Source organism: Enterobacter sp. A103, from assembly GCF_034427535.1.
In the GTDB taxonomy this organism is placed as follows: Bacteria; Pseudomonadota; Gammaproteobacteria; order Enterobacterales; family Enterobacteriaceae; genus Enterobacter; species Enterobacter asburiae_B.
Genome location: NZ_JAXQPQ010000002.1, coordinates 47,222 through 64,338, shown reverse-complemented (window position 1 = coordinate 64,338; position 17,117 = coordinate 47,222). Strand labels below are relative to the sequence as shown.

Sequence of the window (17,117 nt, the reverse complement as noted above, 5' to 3'; positions counted from 1 at the left end):
GCCATCGCGGTTACGCTTTGTGGAAGGTCACCAGCTCAGGACGGGCGATGCGCAGGTAATCCTGGGTATCCATAATCACGGATTTCTCCAGTAAACCGGCGTTAAAGGCGATTTCGTCAAAGCGCTCGAACAGCAGCGGGTCGGCAACCAGCGCCAAATCAGGATGGAAGCTAAAGGGCGGGATAGCGCCGAAAACGCAGGCGGTCAGGGTATCGACCTCGGCCGGGCTGGCGAGGGAGGCCTTCAGCCCGCCAAAATGGCTGGCAAGCTGGCTCAGGTCGGCCTGCAGATCGGCGGCGAGGATCGCCAGAACGTGTTTTTTTACGCCGTTTCCCTTCACCTTGCAGACCAGAGCTTTCGCGCCTTGCCGCAGATCGGTTCCGCGAATTTCACTTACCGCTTCGCATTTCCCAACCGCCTCGTGCTCCATGACGCGAAAACGCGCGCCTTGCTCGGTAAGTAAGGTAATGAGCTGCTGGTGGGTTCCTGTTCCAATAACGTCGTCAGTCATAACGATTTTCCCGGTGATAATCCAGTATGCAGCTTTCTACATTAGCACGGGATGAACGGGGTCGAAAGAAAACAGCCAGCGCGTTAGCTGGCTGTTGGATTATGCGTTGCTGGTAGCAGATTGCTTGTGGAACAGCTCCCTGAACACCGGATAAATATCATCCTGGTCACGGATATGCTGCATGGCAAAATTATCGAACATTGCTTGCAGATGTTCATACTCCCGCCACAGGGTCTGGTGCGCGCGACGGGTAATTTCGATATAGCTGTAGTAACGCACCACCGGCAGAATTTTCTTCGCCAGAATCTCGTGACACAGCGGTGAGTCGTCGGCCCAGTTGTCGCCATCGGACGCCTGCGCGGCATAAATGTTCCACTGCGCCGGGTCGTAACGCTCTTTGACCACTTCATCCATCAGCTTCAGAGCGCTTGACACGATGGTCCCGCCGGTCTCCTGCGAGTAGAAAAACTCATGTTCATCTACTTCTTTCGCCTGAGTATGGTGACGAATATAGACCACCTCCACGTTCTTATAGGTTCTGCTCAGGAACAGGTAGAGCAGAATATAAAAACGCTTCGCCATATCCTTCGTGGCCTGGTCCATCGAGCCGGAAACGTCCATCAGACAGAACATTACCGCCTGGCTGGAGGGCTCAGGGCGTTTTTCGTAATTCTTGTAGCGCAGGTCGAAGGTGTCTATAAACGGTACCCGTTCGATCTTCGCTCTGAGTTCCGCAATCTCTTTACGCAGACGCTCCTCTTCCAGCAGTTGCGCCGGTTCCGTGTTTTCCACGACCTTCAGGCTGCTCTCCAGCTCGCGCAGTTCGCGCCGTTTGCCCGCCGTCATGGCCGTTCGTCGCGCCAGCGAATTCTGCAACGAACGCACGACGCTGATATTGGCGGGCACGCCGTTGGCGGTATAGCCCGCGCGATGGGTTTTGTATTCATTAAGCTGACGATGCTGATTCTTTTTCAGATTCGGCAGCGCCAGGTCTTCAAACAGCAGGTCGAGATATTCGTCTTTCGAAATCTGGAAGACAAATTCGTCCTGACCTTCACCGTCCTGGCTGGCCTGTCCCTGACCGCTTCCTGAACCACCGCCGCCGCCCTGAGGACGCTCAATTCTGTCGTTCTGAACGAAGTGGTCATTACCTGGATGTACGCGATGGCGCAGGCCGCCTCGCCCCTGATGAAACATCGGTTCGCTGATGTCATCGGTGGGGATGGAGACAGACTCGCCGCTGTCGACGTCGGTCACCGAGCGTTTGTTGATGGCCTCGGAGATAGACTGTTTAATTTGCGCTTTATAACGACGCAAGAAGCGCTGGCGGTTCACCGTGCTCTTGTTTTTGCCGTTAAGACGCCGGTCAATAAACCAGGTCATATACCCCCCGTACTGCATTTGCCAACTTGCATTTTGTAGGCCCGGTCAGCGCTAACCGCCACCGGGCACTTGTTTTTAAGACGATTTACGCACGCGCAGATACCATTCGCAGAGCAGACGGACCTGCTTGCGGGTGTAGCCTTTTTCCATCATACGGTCGACAAAGTCGTCGTGTTTTTTCTGCTCATCGGTTGAGGTTTTGGCGTTAAACGAGATCACCGGCAGCAGCTCTTCGGTATTGGAGAACATTTTCTTCTCAATGACCGTGCGCAGTTTCTCGTAGCTGGTCCAGTTCGGATTGCGCCCGTTGTTATGCGCTCTGGCGCGCAGGACGAAGTTCACAATCTCGTTACGGAAGTCTTTCGGGTTGCTGATCCCGGCAGGCTTCTCGATTTTTTCCAGCTCCGCGTTCAGGGATTCACGGTCAAACAGCTGGCCGGTATCCGGGTCCCGGTACTCCTGATCCTGGATCCAGAAGTCAGCATAGGTGACATAACGGTCGAAAATGTTCTGCCCGTATTCTGAATAGGATTCCAGGTAGGCCGTCTGGATCTCTTTGCCAATGAACTCGGCGTATTTCGGGATCAGGTAACCTTTGAGGAACTCAAGGTAGCGTTCAGCCTGCTCCTGCGGGAACTGCTCGCGTTCGATTTGCTGCTCCAGCACGTAGAACAGATGAACCGGGTTGGCCGCCACTTCCGCATGGTCGAAGTTAAAGACGCGGGAGAGGATCTTAAACGCGAAGCGCGTGGACAGACCGTTCATCCCCTCATCAACCCCGGCATAGTCGCGGTATTCCTGATACGACTTCGCTTTCGGGTCGGTATCTTTCAGGCTTTCACCGTCATAGACGCGCATTTTCGAATAGATGCTGGAGTTTTCCGGCTCTTTCAGACGCGAAAGGATGGAGAAGCGCGACAGTGTTTCCAGCGTTCCCGGTGCGCAAGGAGCGTGCACCAGCTCGCTGTGGTTAAGCAGTTTCTCGTAAATTTTGATCTCTTCGGAGATCCGCAGGCAATAAGGCACCTTGACGATGTACACGCGGTCAAGGAAGGCCTCATTGTTTTTGTTATTACGGAAGGTCACCCATTCAGATTCGTTCGAGTGGGCGAGAATAATCCCGTTAAACGGCAGGGCGGAGATACCTTCCGTCCCGTTGTAGTTGCCTTCCTGGGTAGCCGTCAGCAGAGGATGCAGCACTTTAATCGGTGCTTTAAACATCTCGACGAATTCCATAATCCCCTGGTTCGCACGGCACAGCGCGCCTGAGTAACCGTAGGCATCCGGATCGTTTTGCGCGAAGTTTTCCAGCTTACGGATATCGACTTTACCCACCAGCGCCGAGATATCCTGGTTGTTCTCATCACCCGGTTCTGTTTTGGCGATGGCGATCTGCTCAAGGATAGACGGCCAGACCTTCACCACGCGGAATTTGGTGATGTCGCCACCAAACTCGTGCAGGCGTTTTGCCGCCCACGGCGACATGATGGTGCCGAGGTAGCGACGCGGGATGCCATACTCTTTATCCAGAATCTGCGCGTCTTCCTGCGGATTGAACAGGCACAGCGGATGGTCGTTCACCGGGCTGCGTTCACCGTTGGCGCTCAGCACATAGATAGGAACGCGCTGCATCAGCGACTTCAGGCGTTCAGCCAGCGAGGATTTACCGCCCCCCACCGGGCCGAGTAAATAGAGGATCTGTTTCTTCTCTTCCAGACCCTGAGCGGCATGCTTCAGATAGGAGACAATCTGTTCGATGGCATCTTCCATACCATAGAACTCTTCAAACGCCGGGTATCGGGCGACCACCCGGTTCGAAAAGAGACGGGAAAGCCGAGGCTCCAGGGCAGTGTCAACCATGTTTGGCTCACCAATAGCCATCAATAGCCGTTCTGCCGCATTGGCATAGGCACTGCGATCTTGCCGACAGATGGTAAGAAACTCCTGCAGTGTGAACTCTTCGTCCTTGGCAGCTTCATAGCGCTGGCGATAGTGATCGAATATATTCATGGCATGCCGTCCTTTCGTTTTTTAGCACAGGATAAGAGCCGTTCGTATGAGTAGTGGAGGCTCCCGGAAGAGAATCTCTCGCACCTCACTGCCAGAGCAGCAACCTGTGTGCCAGGTCAGACGCTAAGAACCGCAGGGTGTTCAGGAAAACTCTTCTTTAATTAAAGCGTAGATGGCATTTGCAAAACTTGCATGCCCAGAAAATCTACTTTCAATGACATATCAATAACTCATCCAAAAATTTCCACTGTCGTTATAAGACAAATGCACGTTTTTCATTCAGTGGTCATATAAATGAAAGCGTGTTGTCATCTGAAAAGTTAAAAATAACGGGTTAATCAGACTGATTAGCAGGCAAAAAATTTTGGGATGTACGGGAATGGCGGTTACACTTCATCCGCTGATTATTTGACTACAGGAAAGAATGGATTGTGACCAAACTCAAACTTCTGGCATTAGGCATCCTTGCCGCGACCGCAGTGAACACCGCGCAGGCGGAAAGTCAGTGGACGGTTGGCGCGGGTGTTGGCGTCATTAACAGCCCGTATAAACAGTATGACCGTGATGTTTATCCTGTTCCCGTTATCACCTATGAAGGCGACAACGTCTGGTTCCGCGGGCTCGGCGGCGGCTACTATCTCTGGAACGATAAGGCCGATAAGCTTTCCATCATGGCCTACTACGATCCAACGCACTTCAAGCCGGGTGACAGCGACAGCCATGCGCTTCGCCAGCTCGACAAGCGTAAAAGCACCATGATGGCCGGGCTTTCTTATGTACATAACACCGAGTATGGCTTCCTGCGTACGGCACTGGCGGGTGACACGCTGGATAACAGCAACGGCTTTATCTGGGATCTGGCGTGGTTGTACCGCTACACCAACGGCGGGCTCACCCTGACGCCGGGTATCGGTGTGCAGTACAACAGCGAGAACTACAACGACTACTATTACGGCGTCTCTAAAAATGAGTCCCGCCGCAGTGGTCTGAAAAGCTACAGTGCAGATGACGGCTGGGATCCTTACCTGGAGCTGACCGCGAGCTACAACTTCCTCGGTGACTGGAGCGTGTACGGTACCGGCCGCTATGAGCGTCTGAGCGACGAAGTGAAGGATAGCCCGATGGTCGATAAGTCCTGGGCAGGCATCTTCTCTGTGGGCGTGAGCTACAAGTTCTGATTGTGCATTAATTCAGTGCAATCTTTGCATCAAAACGGGGCGCTTGCGCCCCGTTTGCTTTAGCGTGGTGCAGTGAATTTATCGCTTAACAATGCGAATCGTCTGCCCTAAACGAGACGGTTTTTCCTCACTCGCTTTTTGCGGGTTGCTCACGCAAGCGGTTTCCACGCAGACAAACGTTTTGTAGCCATCATCCGTCATGTCGGCCATGCTGACGGACAGCGCAGGGCCCGGGTTCCAGCCCACCACGTCGCTGTGATGATGATGGACCACTTCAATGCCGCGGTTCAGGGCGCCGTCGTGGATCACGCTGCACGCTTCCGGGTGCAGGTAAACGCGGTCGGTACGGTCAGGGAATGCCTGAACGCCGTCGCTCAGTTTGCCTTCTTTCGCGTTATCCACTTTGTCGATATAGGTATCGCCCAGCCCGCTCACCTTCACTGCGCTGATATCACCCACGTTGAAATAGGTGTGCAGGGCAGAGGTGGTTTCGAACTCGCCGTGAGCTTCCAGTTCGATTTCACAGGTTTTACCCAGCTTGAAGCGAGCATACAGGGTGAAATCGTGCGGCCAGAGGGCGCGGGTTTCATCATTAGCCTGCAGCTCAAAGGTCAGCACTGTGCCGTTGTCATCTTCGTTATGCGCTTTCAGCGTCCACTGCTGGTTGCGGGCAAAACCGTGAGACGGCAAACCCGGCTGTGCGGACGGGCCGAACCACGGCCAGCAGATCGGTACGCCACCGCGGATTGCGGCCCCTTTTTTGAAGGAGGTCGCATCGCTCAGCCATAAGCCTTCTGCTTCACCTTCCGGTTTCCAGGAGAGCAGGTGGGCGCCGTTGAGCGCTACGGACGCTTTAACGCGTGGGTGGTCAACGACGATGACATCAGCGCCGTCAATCTGACGGCGGGAGAGCACAGGGGTAAGTTGTTCGACTACCGGAAGTGCAAAAATTTTATTAGTCATTAAGCAATCCTCTGTCTAAAAACAATAAAAAAGGCGACCGAAGTCGCCTTTTTGGATCAAACACTCATCTCAACTTATTTGGAGATGTGAGCGATCAGGTCCAGTACTTTGTTAGAGTAGCCAGTTTCGTTGTCGTACCAGGAAACCAGTTTCACGAAGTTGTCGTTCAGTGCGATACCTGCTTTAGCATCGAATACTGAAGTGCAGATTTCGCCGTTGAAATCGGTAGATACAACGTCGTCTTCGGTGTAGCCCAGAACGCCTTTCATTGCGCCTTCGGAAGCAGCTTTGATTGCTTTCTTAATTTCTTCATAAGAAGCAGCTTTTTCCAGACGAACGGTCAGGTCAACAACGGATACGTTAGGAGTTGGAACGCGGAACGCCATACCAGTCAGTTTGCCATTCAGTTCTGGCAGTACTTTACCTACAGCTTTAGCAGCACCGGTAGAGGATGGGATGATGTTCTGAGCCGCGCCACGGCCGCCGCGCCAGTCTTTGTGAGACGGGCCATCAACGGTTTTCTGAGTAGCGGTAGTCGCGTGAACGGTAGTCATCAGACCTTCGATGATGCCGAAGTTGTCGTTGATAACTTTAGCCAGCGGTGCCAGGCAGTTGGTGGTGCAGGATGCGTTAGACACGATATCCTGGCCAGCGTAAGTTTCGAAGTTTGCACCACGAACGAACATTGGGGTGTTGTCTTTGGAAGGACCAGTCAGAACAACTTTCTTCGCACCAGCGGTGATGTGTTTACGCGCAGTTTCGTCGGTCAGGAAGATACCAGTTGCTTCAGCAACAACGTCAACACCGATTTCGTTCCATTTCAGGTTAGCTGGGTCTTTTTCAGCAGTAACGCGGATGGTTTTGCCATTAACAACCAGGTGGCCGTCTTTCACTTCAACGGTGCCGTCGAAACGACCGTGAGTTGAGTCGTACTTCAGCATGTACGCCATGTATTCAGCGTCCAGGAGATCGTTGATACCAACGATTTCGATGTCAGAACGTTTCTGAGCAGCACGGAAAACAATACGGCCGATACGGCCAAAACCGTTGATACCTACTTTGATAGTCATATATTCCACCAGCTATTTGTTAGTGAATAAAAGGTTGCCTGTAAAATTACAAAAACCTTACGCAGCGTCAAGCGGAATCGTGTCAATCATTGCGACAAATCAATCCTGTGACTAACGTTTGTGCGACTGACTCGCCTCACTTTCCCTTTGAGCTTGCACCCATATGGGGGCTGAGCCGGGATTTTAAAGTCCTCTCAGGATAAAAATGTGAACGTGATCACAATTGCCTGACCGCTTATTTGCGACACATAAGTTTAGATCAAAAGTGCACGCAAGGGTGTTAATGTTTTGTTAGAATCCGGGTTGAAAGATGTCTGTTTCTACAGCGAGATGTAAGCATATGTCGAACCAACGTAACCCTGACGATTTGAAAAAAAACCTCACAGAAATGCAGTTTTACGTGACGCAGAATCACGGAACGGAACCGCCGTTCACCGGGCGTTTACTGCACAACAAGCGAGACGGCGTCTACCACTGCCTGGTCTGCGATGCGCCTCTGTTCAATTCACAAACGAAATTTGATTCTGGCTGCGGCTGGCCGAGTTTCTACGAGCCGGTGAGCGATGAGGCCATCCGCTACCTGACCGACTCGTCGCACGGCATGGTGCGTACGGAAATTCGCTGCGGCAACTGCGATGCGCACCTTGGGCACGTCTTCCCGGATGGCCCCCAGCCTACGGGCGAGCGTTTCTGCGTAAATTCAGCCTCAATGAGCTTCACCGATGATGAAAACGGTGACCAGATTAAGGGTTGAAAAAACGATTCAGCAAATTATTCCTTTGAAAGGGCGCGAGAGTGAATATTGATGACATGATTAGCGGCATGACGCCGGAGATTTATCAGCGTCTGGTGACCGCCGTAGAACTGGGAAAATGGCCCGACGGCGTTGCGCTGACGCCGGAGCAAAAAGAGAACAGTTTGCAGCTGGTGATGCTGTGGCAGGCGCGCAATAACACCGACGCGCAGCACATGACGATCGACACCAAAGGCCAGATGGTCATGAAGAGCAAGCGCGAGCTTAAAGAAGACTTTGGCATCACGCCGAAGCCGATTGCGACGATGAAAATGCAATAACGGTGCAGGTTGATACCCTCTCCCACAGGGAGAGGGCGTAAAAGACTACGCCTGCGTTTCCAGCCAGTCTTCGAGCGTATACAGCGTTGCGCCTTCCGCAGCCATATCCATAAACGCCTGAGCGCTGTCCTGCGGGTGAATGTTCACCCCGCGGCAGCCGTCGGTGATGACGTTGACGGTATACCCCAACTGGAGCGCGTCCAGCACGGTAAACTTCACGCAGTAATCCGTCGCCAGGCCCAGCACGATCAGCTCCGTGATTTCATGGTGGCGTAACCACGCGTCCAGCGCCGTTTTCTGGCGATGCCCGTTATCAAAAAACGCGCTATAGCTGTCGATAGCCGGGTTTTCACCTTTATGGAACACCGCGTCGATGGCTTTCTGGTTCAGGAGCGGATGCAGCTCCGCGCCTTCCGTCTGCTGTACGCAGTGATCCGGCCAGAAGGTTTGCGCCAGCCCGTCGAGTTCCCCCTGAGTGAAAGGCTCGACGTCGTGCTGGCTGGCAAAGCTGCCGTGGTTCGCCGGGTGCCAGTCCTGGCTTGCGACAACCGCTTCACCGCGGGCTTTGCACCAGTCAATCAGCGTGTTTGCCACGTCAACGGTGCTGTCACCTTCGGCGACGGCCAGCGCACCGCCCGCGCAGAAATCATTTTGCAAATCGACCAGTACCAGGGCGCGTTGCTTCATGAGTACTCCTTATTCGTCCGGGGTCAGCTCGCCGCGCAGGTTTTGCATCATCGCGCTGCGAATGGACTGAATGTCCAGATCCTGACTCAGTAAATAGTGAAGTTTAGTCAGCGTTGCCTCAACGGTCATATCGAAGCCGCTGATAACCCCCGCATGCGCCAGCGCGTTGCCGGTGGCATAGCCACCCATGTTGACCTTTCCGGACATACACTGGGTCAGGTTCACGACCACAATTCCGCGCTCGCTGGCTTCCTGAAGCTCTTTCAGGAATTCGCCGTTCTGCGGCGCGTTGCCGACGCCATAGGAGCGCAGAATCAGCGCTTTCACCGGCTGGCGCAGGAAGTTACGCACCACGTCGGCAGAGATACCCGGGTAGATAGTGACCACGCCAATCGGCTGCGGAGTGATCGGATGCACGATCAGCTCGCCGGCGGTGTTCGGCGCAGGCGGCGTGCCCAGACGACGAATATGAATCCCGGCCTCCAGCAGCGGCTGCAGGTTAGGGGAGGCGAAGGCGTCAAAACCGTCGGCATGGGCTTTGGTGGTACGGTTGCCGCGATACAGACGGTTATTAAAGAACAGCGCTACTTCGTTAATCGGGTAATTCGCCGCCACGTACAGGGAGTTAAGCAGGTTGATCTGCCCGTCCGAGCGCAGCTCCGCCAGCGGGATTTGCGACCCGGTGACGATAACCGGCTTGCTCAGGTTCTCCAGCATGAAGGAGAGCGCCGAGGCGGTAAACGCCATGGTGTCGGTGCCGTGCAGGATCACGAAGCCGTCGTACTGGTCGTAATGGGCTTTAATGTCATCCGCGATATGCTGCCAGTCTTCCGGCGTCATGTCGGAGGAGTCCATCAGCGGCTCGTATTCGTGGATGGTGAAGTCAGGCATCTCCGGACGGTGGAATTCTGGCATCAGCGCAAGCTGACGCTGAAGGTGGCCGGAGACAGGGATATAGCCGTTTTCAGAGCGCTGCATACCGATGGTACCGCCAGTGTAGGCTACATAAATCGATTTCTTCTGCATGGTAGTGAGTTCTTGTTCTTCAAAAGAAAAAAATCCCCTCTTCGCGGGAAGAGGGGACGGTTTTTAACGGACGTTAGCGCAGGTCAGGCAAAACGCGTAACGACTCTGTGGATCGTTAAAGGCCGCAAGCTTGTCGCTTTCCGCCTTCATTGCTTTCGCCGCCGTGGCGACCGGCGCAGGCAGGTAAGCCTGCATCGCCTCCGGCAGCATGGCGCGTACCGAGCCGGACATGCTGTCCATGACCATATCGAAGAACGACGGCTCGTCCTGATAATACTCGATATGCCACTGCTTGAGCTTCGCCAGCTCGGCGGCTTTCTTCACCGCGTCATCGAAGTCGCCCAGGCTGTCCACCAGACCGTTGCTCTTCGCATCCTGGCCGGTCCAGACGTGGCCCTGTGCGATCTGGTCGATCTGCTCAGGCGTCTTTTTACGCGAGTCCGCCACCAGGGTGATAAAGCGCTTATAGCCGTTCTCAATGCTGAGCTGCATCATCTCAGAGACTTCCGGCGGCAGGGATTTGGTCACCGACACATCCGCCAGCGGAGAGGTGGCAACGCCATCGGTATGCACGCCCAGAGAATCCAGGCTGTTTTCCACGGTGTTGATCACCCCGAAGATGCCAATCGAACCGGTCAGCGTGCTTGGGTTAGCCACGATGTAGTTGGCTGGCGTTGAGATCCAGTACCCACCGGAGGCGGCCATTCCGCCCATTGATACAACCACCGGCTTGCCGGCGGCGCGTGCCGCGGCCAGTTCAGCGCGGATCACCTCGGAGGCGCTGACGCTGCCGCCAGGGCTGTTCACCCGCAGGACGATTGCTTTCACTTTTGGATCCAGGCGAGCATCGCGGATTTGTGACGCGGTAGTATCGCCGCCCACGTTCCCCGGCGTCTCCTGGCCGTCCATGATGGCGCCGTTGGCAAAGACCACCGCGACGCTGTTACCGCTGTCATCCGGTTTTTTCGCCGAGTAATCATACATGCTGATGGCGCTGTAATTTTTGTCCTCTTTGCTCCAGCCAAACTGCTTGCTCAGGGATTTTTCAATCTCGGCGCTGGTGCCCAGGGCATCCACCAGTTTGTTATCCAGCGCATATTTTGCGGTATCACCGTCAACCTTACGCAGGCCATCCAGCACGCCCTGCGCGCCGGGGAACGCCTGCTCAGGCGTAATCTGGCGGTTAGCGGCAACGGTGCCCAGATAGTTCTGCCACAGCTCGCCAATCCAGCGGCTGTCCGCTTCACGGGCGGCAGGAGACATGTCGTCGCGGATAAACGGCTCGACGGCTGATTTATACGTGCCGACGCGGAAGACGTGGGTGGTGACCTTCAGCTTGTCGAGCAGGGATTTGTAGTACAGGCCGTTGGTGGCAAAACCGTGCAGATCCACCGTCCCCTGCGGGGAGAGCCAGATTTTATTGGCGAAGCTCGCCAGATAATATTGCCCCTGGCTGTAGCTGTCGCCCACGGCAATCACCGGCTTGCCGCTGTCGCGGAATTCGCGCAGCGCTTTACCGATGTACTGCATTGAAGGCTGATCGCCTCCGGCGAAATCTTTCAGATCCAGCACGATCCCGGTGATGTTCCGGTCGTCTTTGGCCTGACGAATGGTATCGACGATATCGAACAGGGAGTTTTCCTGCAGACGGTCTGATGTCGCGCCAAACAGCTGGCGGCTGATTGCCCCCAGACGGTTGCTGGCGGACGGTTTATCAACGATAACGCCGGTGATATCGAGTAACAGGGCCCCGCGAGTCGAATGCTGCGCCTGATTCGCGTTGCTGATATGCATCCAGATGCCCGCGCAAACCAGAACCAGCAGGATGAAGAAAATGTTCATCACCAGGTTGCGGACGAAGTTGAGCAGTCGCCACGTCCATTTAAAGAAACCGGCAATGATTCGCCAAAGGGTTCGCATGTATTCTCCCTAACCAGAAAATGACTGTTTCCGTCGCCACTGGACGGTAATGTGGGGTTATCGTAATGACCCAACCGCCACTTGTCAGCAGGAATCGCCTGCCAGGCTGTAACAAAATCTGCCGTCGTGTTAATTTTGTGAGTAAATTTCAAGAAAGGAGTTAACCAATGGACGCACTCGAACTGCTTGTTAACCGCCGTAGCGCTTCCCGTCTGGCCGAACCTGCCCCGGCAGGCGAGCAGCTGGAGAACATTCTGCGTGCCGGCATGCGTGCCCCCGATCACGGCACGCTGCAGCCGTGGCACTTCTTTGTGATTGAAGGCGAAGGCCGCGATCGTTTCAGCCAGCTGCTGGAACAGGGCGCGGTTGCCGCCGGGCAGGATGAGAAAGGGATCGACAAGGCGCGCAATGCCCCGTTCCGCGCCCCGATGATTATCGCCGTCGTGGCGAAATGCCAGGCCGGCCATAAGGTGCCGGTCTGGGAGCAGGAAATGTCCGCAGGCTGCGCGGTGATGGCGATGCAAATGGCCGCCGTCGCGCAGGGCTTTAACGGTATCTGGCGTACCGGTGCGCTGACCGAAAGCCCGGCGGTCCGTGACGGTTTTGGCTGCGGTGAGCATGACAAAATTGTCGGTTTCCTCTATCTCGGCACCCCGCAGCTTAAAGCCTCCAGCACCATCAGCATTCCGGACACCACGCCTTTCGTCAGCCATTTCTGATAACGCACCTAAACTGTCTGGATTCTGAGCATCTGCCGCAGAATTCAGACAGTCATACTTACCTCTTTATGGAATGAGCGCTACCATAGCGCGATTGAGATGACAGGAGACGTCCATGAGCGAGCAAACCATTCGTTTAACGCAGTACAGCCACGGAGCCGGTTGCGGTTGTAAAATTTCCCCGAAAGTGCTGGAGACCATCCTGCACAGTGAACAGGCGAAGTTTGTCGACCCGAACCTGCTTGTCGGCAATGAAACGCGTGACGATGCTGCAGTTTATGACTTAGGTAACGGCACCAGCATTATCAGTACTACCGACTTCTTTATGCCGATTGTCGACAACCCGTTCGACTTCGGGCGCATTGCGGCCACCAACGCCATCAGCGATATCTTCGCGATGGGCGGTAAGCCGATCATGGCGATTGCCATTCTGGGCTGGCCGATCAACACCATCCCGCCGGAAGTGGCCCGTGAAGTGATTGATGGCGGACGCTTTGCCTGCCAGCAGGCGGGGATTGCGCTGGCCGGTGGTCACTCTATTGATGCGCCGGAGCCTATCTTTGGCCTGGCCGTTACCGGCGTAGTGCCGACCGAACGCGTGAAGCGCAACAGCACCGCGCAGGCGGGCTGCAAACTGTTCCTCACCAAGCCGCTGGGCATTGGCGTGCTGACCACCGCCGAGAAAAAATCCCTGCTGAAACCGGAGCACAAAGGCCTGGCAACCGAAGTCATGTGCCAGATGAACCTCGCCGGTGCGGCGTTTGCCAATATCGACGGCGTGAAGGCGATGACCGACGTCACCGGTTTTGGTCTGCTGGGGCACCTCTCTGAAGTGTGTCAGGGCGCGGGCGTGCAGGCACAGGTCTGGTATCAGGACGTGCCGAAGCTGCCGGGCGTGGAGGAGTATATTGCTCAGGGCGCGGTCCCGGGCGGTACCCAGCGCAACTTCGCCAGCTACGGTCACATGATGGGCGAAATGCCCGAGGAGTGGCGCAACCTGCTGTGCGATCCGCAAACCTCCGGCGGCCTGCTGCTGGCGGTGACGCCGGAATCTGAAGCCGAGGTTCAGGCCACTGCCGCCGAGTTTGGCATCACCCTGACGGCGATCGGCGAGCTGGTGACCGCGCGCGGTGGCCGACCGATGATTGAGATCCGTTAATTCGATGCGGTTGTTTATTGCCGAAAAGCCGAGCCTGGCCCGTGCCATCGCCGACGTGCTGCCTAAGCCGCATCGTAAGGGCGACGGCTTTATCGAATGCGGTAACGGGCAGGTGGTCACCTGGTGTATTGGTCACCTGCTTGAGCAGGCGCAGCCGGACGTCTACGACAGCCGCTACGCCCGCTGGAACCTGAACGATCTGCCCATCGTGCCGGAAAAATGGCGCCTGCAGCCCCGTCCTTCGGTCACCAAACAGCTCAACGTGATCAAGCGTTTCCTGCATGACGCCGCTGAAATTGTGCACGCGGGTGACCCGGACAGGGAAGGGCAGCTGCTGGTGGATGAGGTTCTGGACTACCTGGAGCTGGCGCCGGAAAAGCGCCAGCAGGTGCAGCGCTGCCTGATAAACGACCTCAACCCGCAGGCCGTCGAGCGGGCGATCTCTCGCCTGCGCGCCAACAGCGAGTTTATCCCGCTGTGCGTCTCGGCATTAGCCCGCGCCCGCGCCGACTGGCTGTACGGCATCAACATGACCCGCGCCTACACAATTCTTGGGCGCAACGCGGGCTATCAGGGCGTGCTCTCCGTGGGGCGCGTGCAGACGCCGGTGCTGGGGCTGGTCGTGCGTCGTGACGAAGAGATTGAGAACTTCGTCGCCAAAGATTTCTTTGAGGTGAAAGCGCATATCGTCACGCCTAAAGACGAACGCTTCACCGCCGTCTGGCAGCCGAGCGATGCCTGTGAATCGTATCAGGATGAAGAGGGGCGACTGCTCCATCGTCCGCTGGCGGATCACGTGGTTAACCGCATTACCGGCCAGCCGGCTATCGTCACCAGCTATAACGATAAACGGGAATCAGAACCCGCGCCGCTGCCGTTCTCGCTTTCTGCACTTCAGATTGAGGCGGCCAAAAAGTTTGGCCTCAGCGCGCAGAACGTGCTGGACATCTGCCAGAAGCTCTATGAAACCCACAAGCTCATCACCTATCCGCGTTCGGATAGTCGCTATCTGCCGGAAGAACACTTTGCCGGACGCCACTCGGTGATGAACGCCATTAGCGTGCACGCGCCGGATCTGCTCCCGCAGCCGGCGGTGAATCCGGACACCCATAATCGCTGCTGGGACGACAAAAAAGTCGATGCTCACCACGCGATTATCCCGACGGCGCGCGCCAGCAACGTCAACCTGACCGAGAACGAAGCGAAGGTCTATAACCTGATCGCCCGTCAGTACCTGATGCAGTTCTGCCCGGACGCGGTATTCCGTAAGTGCGTGATCGAGCTTGAGATTGCCAAAGGCAAGTTTATCGCCAAAGCGCGTTTCCTCGCGGAAGCAGGCTGGCGCACGCTGCTGGGGAATAAAGAGCGCGACGAAGAGAACGACGGCACGCCGCTGCCGGTGGTCGCTAAAGATGACGAACTGCTGTGCGAGAAGGGCGAAGTGGTTGAACGTCAGACCCAGCCGCCGCGCCATTTCACCGATGCGACGCTGCTGTCGGCGATGACCGGGATCGCCCGGTTTGTGCAGGATAAAGATCTGAAGAAGATCCTGCGCGCCACCGACGGTCTGGGGACGGAAGCGACGCGAGCGGGGATCATCGAGCTGCTCTTTAAGCGCGGCTTCCTGGAGAAAAAGGGACGCTACATCCACTCAACGGAACCGGGCCGGGCGCTGATTCATTCTCTGCCGGAGCTGGCCGCGAGGCCGGACATGACCGCGCACTGGGAATCGGTGCTGACGCAGATCAGCGAGAAGCAGTGCCGCTATCAGGACTTTATGCAGCCGCTGGTCGGGACGCTTTATCAGCTGATCGATCAGGCGCGCAGCACGCCGGTGAAAACGTTCAGAGGGATGGTTGCGCCCGGTGGGGGCGCGAAGAAACCGTTCAAAAAGAAAAAGAGCGCGGCCTGATACGCCCGGTTTTCTCCCTCTCCCTCTGGGAGAGGGCCGGGATGAGGGCTCCCGGCCACACGCGATAAACCTTAAATCACACCCTGCCCAATCATCGCATCCGCCACCTTCACGAACCCGGCGATATTCGCCCCGCGCACGTAGTTGGTTTGCGATGCCTCGCCACCGTACTCCACGCAGGCATGGTGAATATCCAGCATGATGTGGTGCAGGCGCGCATCCACTTTCTCCGCCTTCCAGCCGAGACGCGCGGCGTTTTGCGCCATCTCGAGGCCGGAGGTCGCCACGCCGCCCGCGTTAGCGGCCTTGCCCGGCGCAAACAGCACGCCCGCTTCCAGGAACAGGTCCGTCGCGTCGATGGTGGTCGGCATATTCGCCCCTTCGGCCACCGCTTTTACGCCGTTGCTAATCAGGGTACGCGCGGCGTCTGCATCCAGCTCGTTCTGCGTGGCGCACGGCAGGGCGATATCCACCGGCACGCCCCACGGCTGTTTCCCTTCCAGGTAGGTCAGGCCAAGCTCCCGGGCATAATCCGCCACGCGACCGTCGCGGCTGGCTTTGATTTCACACAGGCGCGCCAGCTTCTCTGCCGTGAAGCCCGCTTCATCCACTACCGTGCCGCTGGAGTCAGAGGCGGTCACCACGCGAGCGCCAAGCTGCATCGCTTTCTCAATCGCGTACTGCGCCACGTTACCTGAGCCGGACACCGCGACGCGCATACCTTCAAAGCCTAAACCGTGACGCTTGAGCATCGCCTCGGTGAAGTAAACCAGGCCGTATCCCGTCGCTTCCGGGCGGATCAGGCTCCCGCCAAACGACAGCCCCTTGCCGGTAAAGACGCAGGCGCTGTTGTTGGAGAGCTTTTTCATCATCCCGGCCATAAAGCCCACTTCACGTCCGCCCACGCCGATATCACCGGCAGGAACGTCGGTATCCGGGCCGAGGTGACGGTAGAGTTCGGTCATCAGCGCCTGGCAGAAGCGCATGACTTCGCCTTCGCTTTTGCCTTTCGGGTCGAAATCGCTGCCGCCTTTCCCGCCGCCCATCGGTAGCGTGGTGAGGGCGTTTTTAAAGGTCTGCTCGAAGCCGAGGAATTTCAGAATCGACAGGTTCACGGACGGATGAAAACGCATGCCGCCCTTAAACGGACCAATGGCCGAGTTAAACTGAACGCGCCACGCCCGGTTAACCTGTACCTGGTTGCGATCGTCAACCCACGTCACGCGGAACTGGATCACGCGCTCTGGCTCGACCAGGCGTTCAAGCAGAGACATCTGGCGATAACGCGGGTTTTGTTCAAGGAAGGGCCACAGGGTGGTCATAACTTCACGCACGGCCTGCGCGAACTCGCTTTGGTGCGGGTCGCGCTGCTGAACATGGGCAAGGAAACTTTCCAGAGAGCGTGTCTGATCCATAGATATAAGAACCTCTTATCGTATTTTATGTGTATTACTTATGCGATTTGTGTTGTTTTTTTGACTATACCACCCGTACCGCTTTGTGAG

Annotated in this window: 15 protein-coding genes; 6 read left to right on the top strand and 9 right to left on the bottom strand. The window is 56.2% G+C overall.

Annotated elements, in window-relative coordinates:
• Positions 1-10: 10 nt before the first annotated feature.
• The 3 genes from SPH27_RS05690 to yeaG all read right to left on the bottom strand — a co-directional run bounded on the left by SPH27_RS05690 (position 11) and on the right by yeaG (position 3,904).
• Positions 11-511: a YbaK/prolyl-tRNA synthetase associated domain-containing protein gene (locus SPH27_RS05690; RefSeq protein WP_023335328.1), complete on the bottom strand. Its 501-nt coding sequence runs from the start codon at positions 509-511 to the stop codon at positions 11-13.
• A 99-nt stretch (positions 512-610) separates the two neighbouring features.
• On the bottom strand, positions 611-1,894 hold the full coding sequence (locus SPH27_RS05685; RefSeq protein ID WP_032651499.1) for a YeaH/YhbH family protein: 1,284 nt from the start codon (positions 1,892-1,894) through the stop codon (positions 611-613).
• A gap of 75 nt (positions 1,895-1,969) precedes the next feature.
• Positions 1,970-3,904 (bottom strand): protein kinase YeaG, encoded by a 1,935-nt coding sequence (gene yeaG / locus SPH27_RS05680; RefSeq protein ID WP_008500713.1) that lies wholly within the window; start codon positions 3,902-3,904, stop codon positions 1,970-1,972.
• 431 nt (positions 3,905-4,335) lie between these two features.
• Here yeaG and SPH27_RS05675 point away from each other — a divergent pair, with 431 nt between their 5' ends.
• Positions 4,336-5,082: a MipA/OmpV family protein gene (locus SPH27_RS05675; RefSeq protein ID WP_032657936.1), complete on the top strand. Its 747-nt coding sequence runs from the start codon at positions 4,336-4,338 to the stop codon at positions 5,080-5,082.
• Between the two features lie 78 nt (positions 5,083-5,160).
• Here the strand turns inward: SPH27_RS05675 and SPH27_RS05670 are convergent, their stop codons facing one another.
• Both SPH27_RS05670 and gapA read right to left on the bottom strand, forming a co-directional pair.
• A complete protein-coding gene (locus SPH27_RS05670; RefSeq protein WP_182071142.1) occupies positions 5,161-6,045 on the bottom strand; it encodes a D-hexose-6-phosphate mutarotase in 885 nt (294 codons plus the stop codon).
• A gap of 74 nt (positions 6,046-6,119) precedes the next feature.
• On the bottom strand, positions 6,120-7,115 hold the full coding sequence (gene gapA / locus SPH27_RS05665) for a glyceraldehyde-3-phosphate dehydrogenase (protein WP_023311257.1): 996 nt from the start codon (positions 7,113-7,115) through the stop codon (positions 6,120-6,122).
• Positions 7,116-7,455: 340 nt separating this feature from the next.
• Here gapA and msrB point away from each other — a divergent pair, with 340 nt between their 5' ends.
• Together msrB and SPH27_RS05655 are read left to right on the top strand one after the other, a co-directional pair.
• Positions 7,456-7,869, top strand: coding sequence for a peptide-methionine (R)-S-oxide reductase MsrB (msrB, locus tag SPH27_RS05660; protein ID WP_008500710.1), 414 nt, complete (start codon positions 7,456-7,458; stop codon positions 7,867-7,869).
• Between the two features lie 56 nt (positions 7,870-7,925).
• The gene (locus tag SPH27_RS05655) at positions 7,926-8,189 is read left to right on the top strand and encodes a YeaC family protein (protein WP_196238666.1); all 264 of its coding nucleotides are present in this window, start codon (positions 7,926-7,928) and stop codon (positions 8,187-8,189) included.
• Between the two features lie 45 nt (positions 8,190-8,234).
• Here SPH27_RS05655 and pncA read toward each other — a convergent pair whose 3' ends face one another.
• The 3 genes from pncA to sppA form a co-directional block, all read right to left on the bottom strand.
• Positions 8,235-8,876: a bifunctional nicotinamidase/pyrazinamidase gene (gene pncA / locus SPH27_RS05650; protein WP_182071143.1), complete on the bottom strand. Its 642-nt coding sequence runs from the start codon at positions 8,874-8,876 to the stop codon at positions 8,235-8,237.
• 9 nt (positions 8,877-8,885) lie between these two features.
• Positions 8,886-9,902 (bottom strand): asparaginase, encoded by a 1,017-nt coding sequence (ansA, locus tag SPH27_RS05645; RefSeq protein WP_182071144.1) that lies wholly within the window; start codon positions 9,900-9,902, stop codon positions 8,886-8,888.
• Between the two features lie 63 nt (positions 9,903-9,965).
• Positions 9,966-11,822: a signal peptide peptidase SppA gene (sppA, locus tag SPH27_RS05640; RefSeq protein ID WP_182071145.1), complete on the bottom strand. Its 1,857-nt coding sequence runs from the start codon at positions 11,820-11,822 to the stop codon at positions 9,966-9,968.
• Positions 11,823-11,989: 167 nt separating this feature from the next.
• Between sppA and SPH27_RS05635 the strand changes: the two genes are divergently transcribed.
• From SPH27_RS05635 to SPH27_RS05625, 3 genes are all read left to right on the top strand, one after another.
• On the top strand, positions 11,990-12,541 hold the full coding sequence (locus tag SPH27_RS05635) for an NAD(P)H nitroreductase (protein ID WP_033145247.1): 552 nt from the start codon (positions 11,990-11,992) through the stop codon (positions 12,539-12,541).
• A gap of 115 nt (positions 12,542-12,656) precedes the next feature.
• Positions 12,657-13,700, top strand: coding sequence for a selenide, water dikinase SelD (gene selD / locus SPH27_RS05630; protein ID WP_182071146.1), 1,044 nt, complete (start codon positions 12,657-12,659; stop codon positions 13,698-13,700).
• A gap of 4 nt (positions 13,701-13,704) precedes the next feature.
• Positions 13,705-15,612 (top strand): DNA topoisomerase III, encoded by a 1,908-nt coding sequence (locus tag SPH27_RS05625; protein ID WP_048977359.1) that lies wholly within the window; start codon positions 13,705-13,707, stop codon positions 15,610-15,612.
• A gap of 71 nt (positions 15,613-15,683) precedes the next feature.
• Here the strand turns inward: SPH27_RS05625 and gdhA are convergent, their stop codons facing one another.
• The gene (gdhA, locus tag SPH27_RS05620; RefSeq protein WP_039262035.1) at positions 15,684-17,027 is read right to left on the bottom strand and encodes an NADP-specific glutamate dehydrogenase; all 1,344 of its coding nucleotides are present in this window, start codon (positions 17,025-17,027) and stop codon (positions 15,684-15,686) included.
• Positions 17,028-17,117 lie beyond the last annotated feature (90 nt).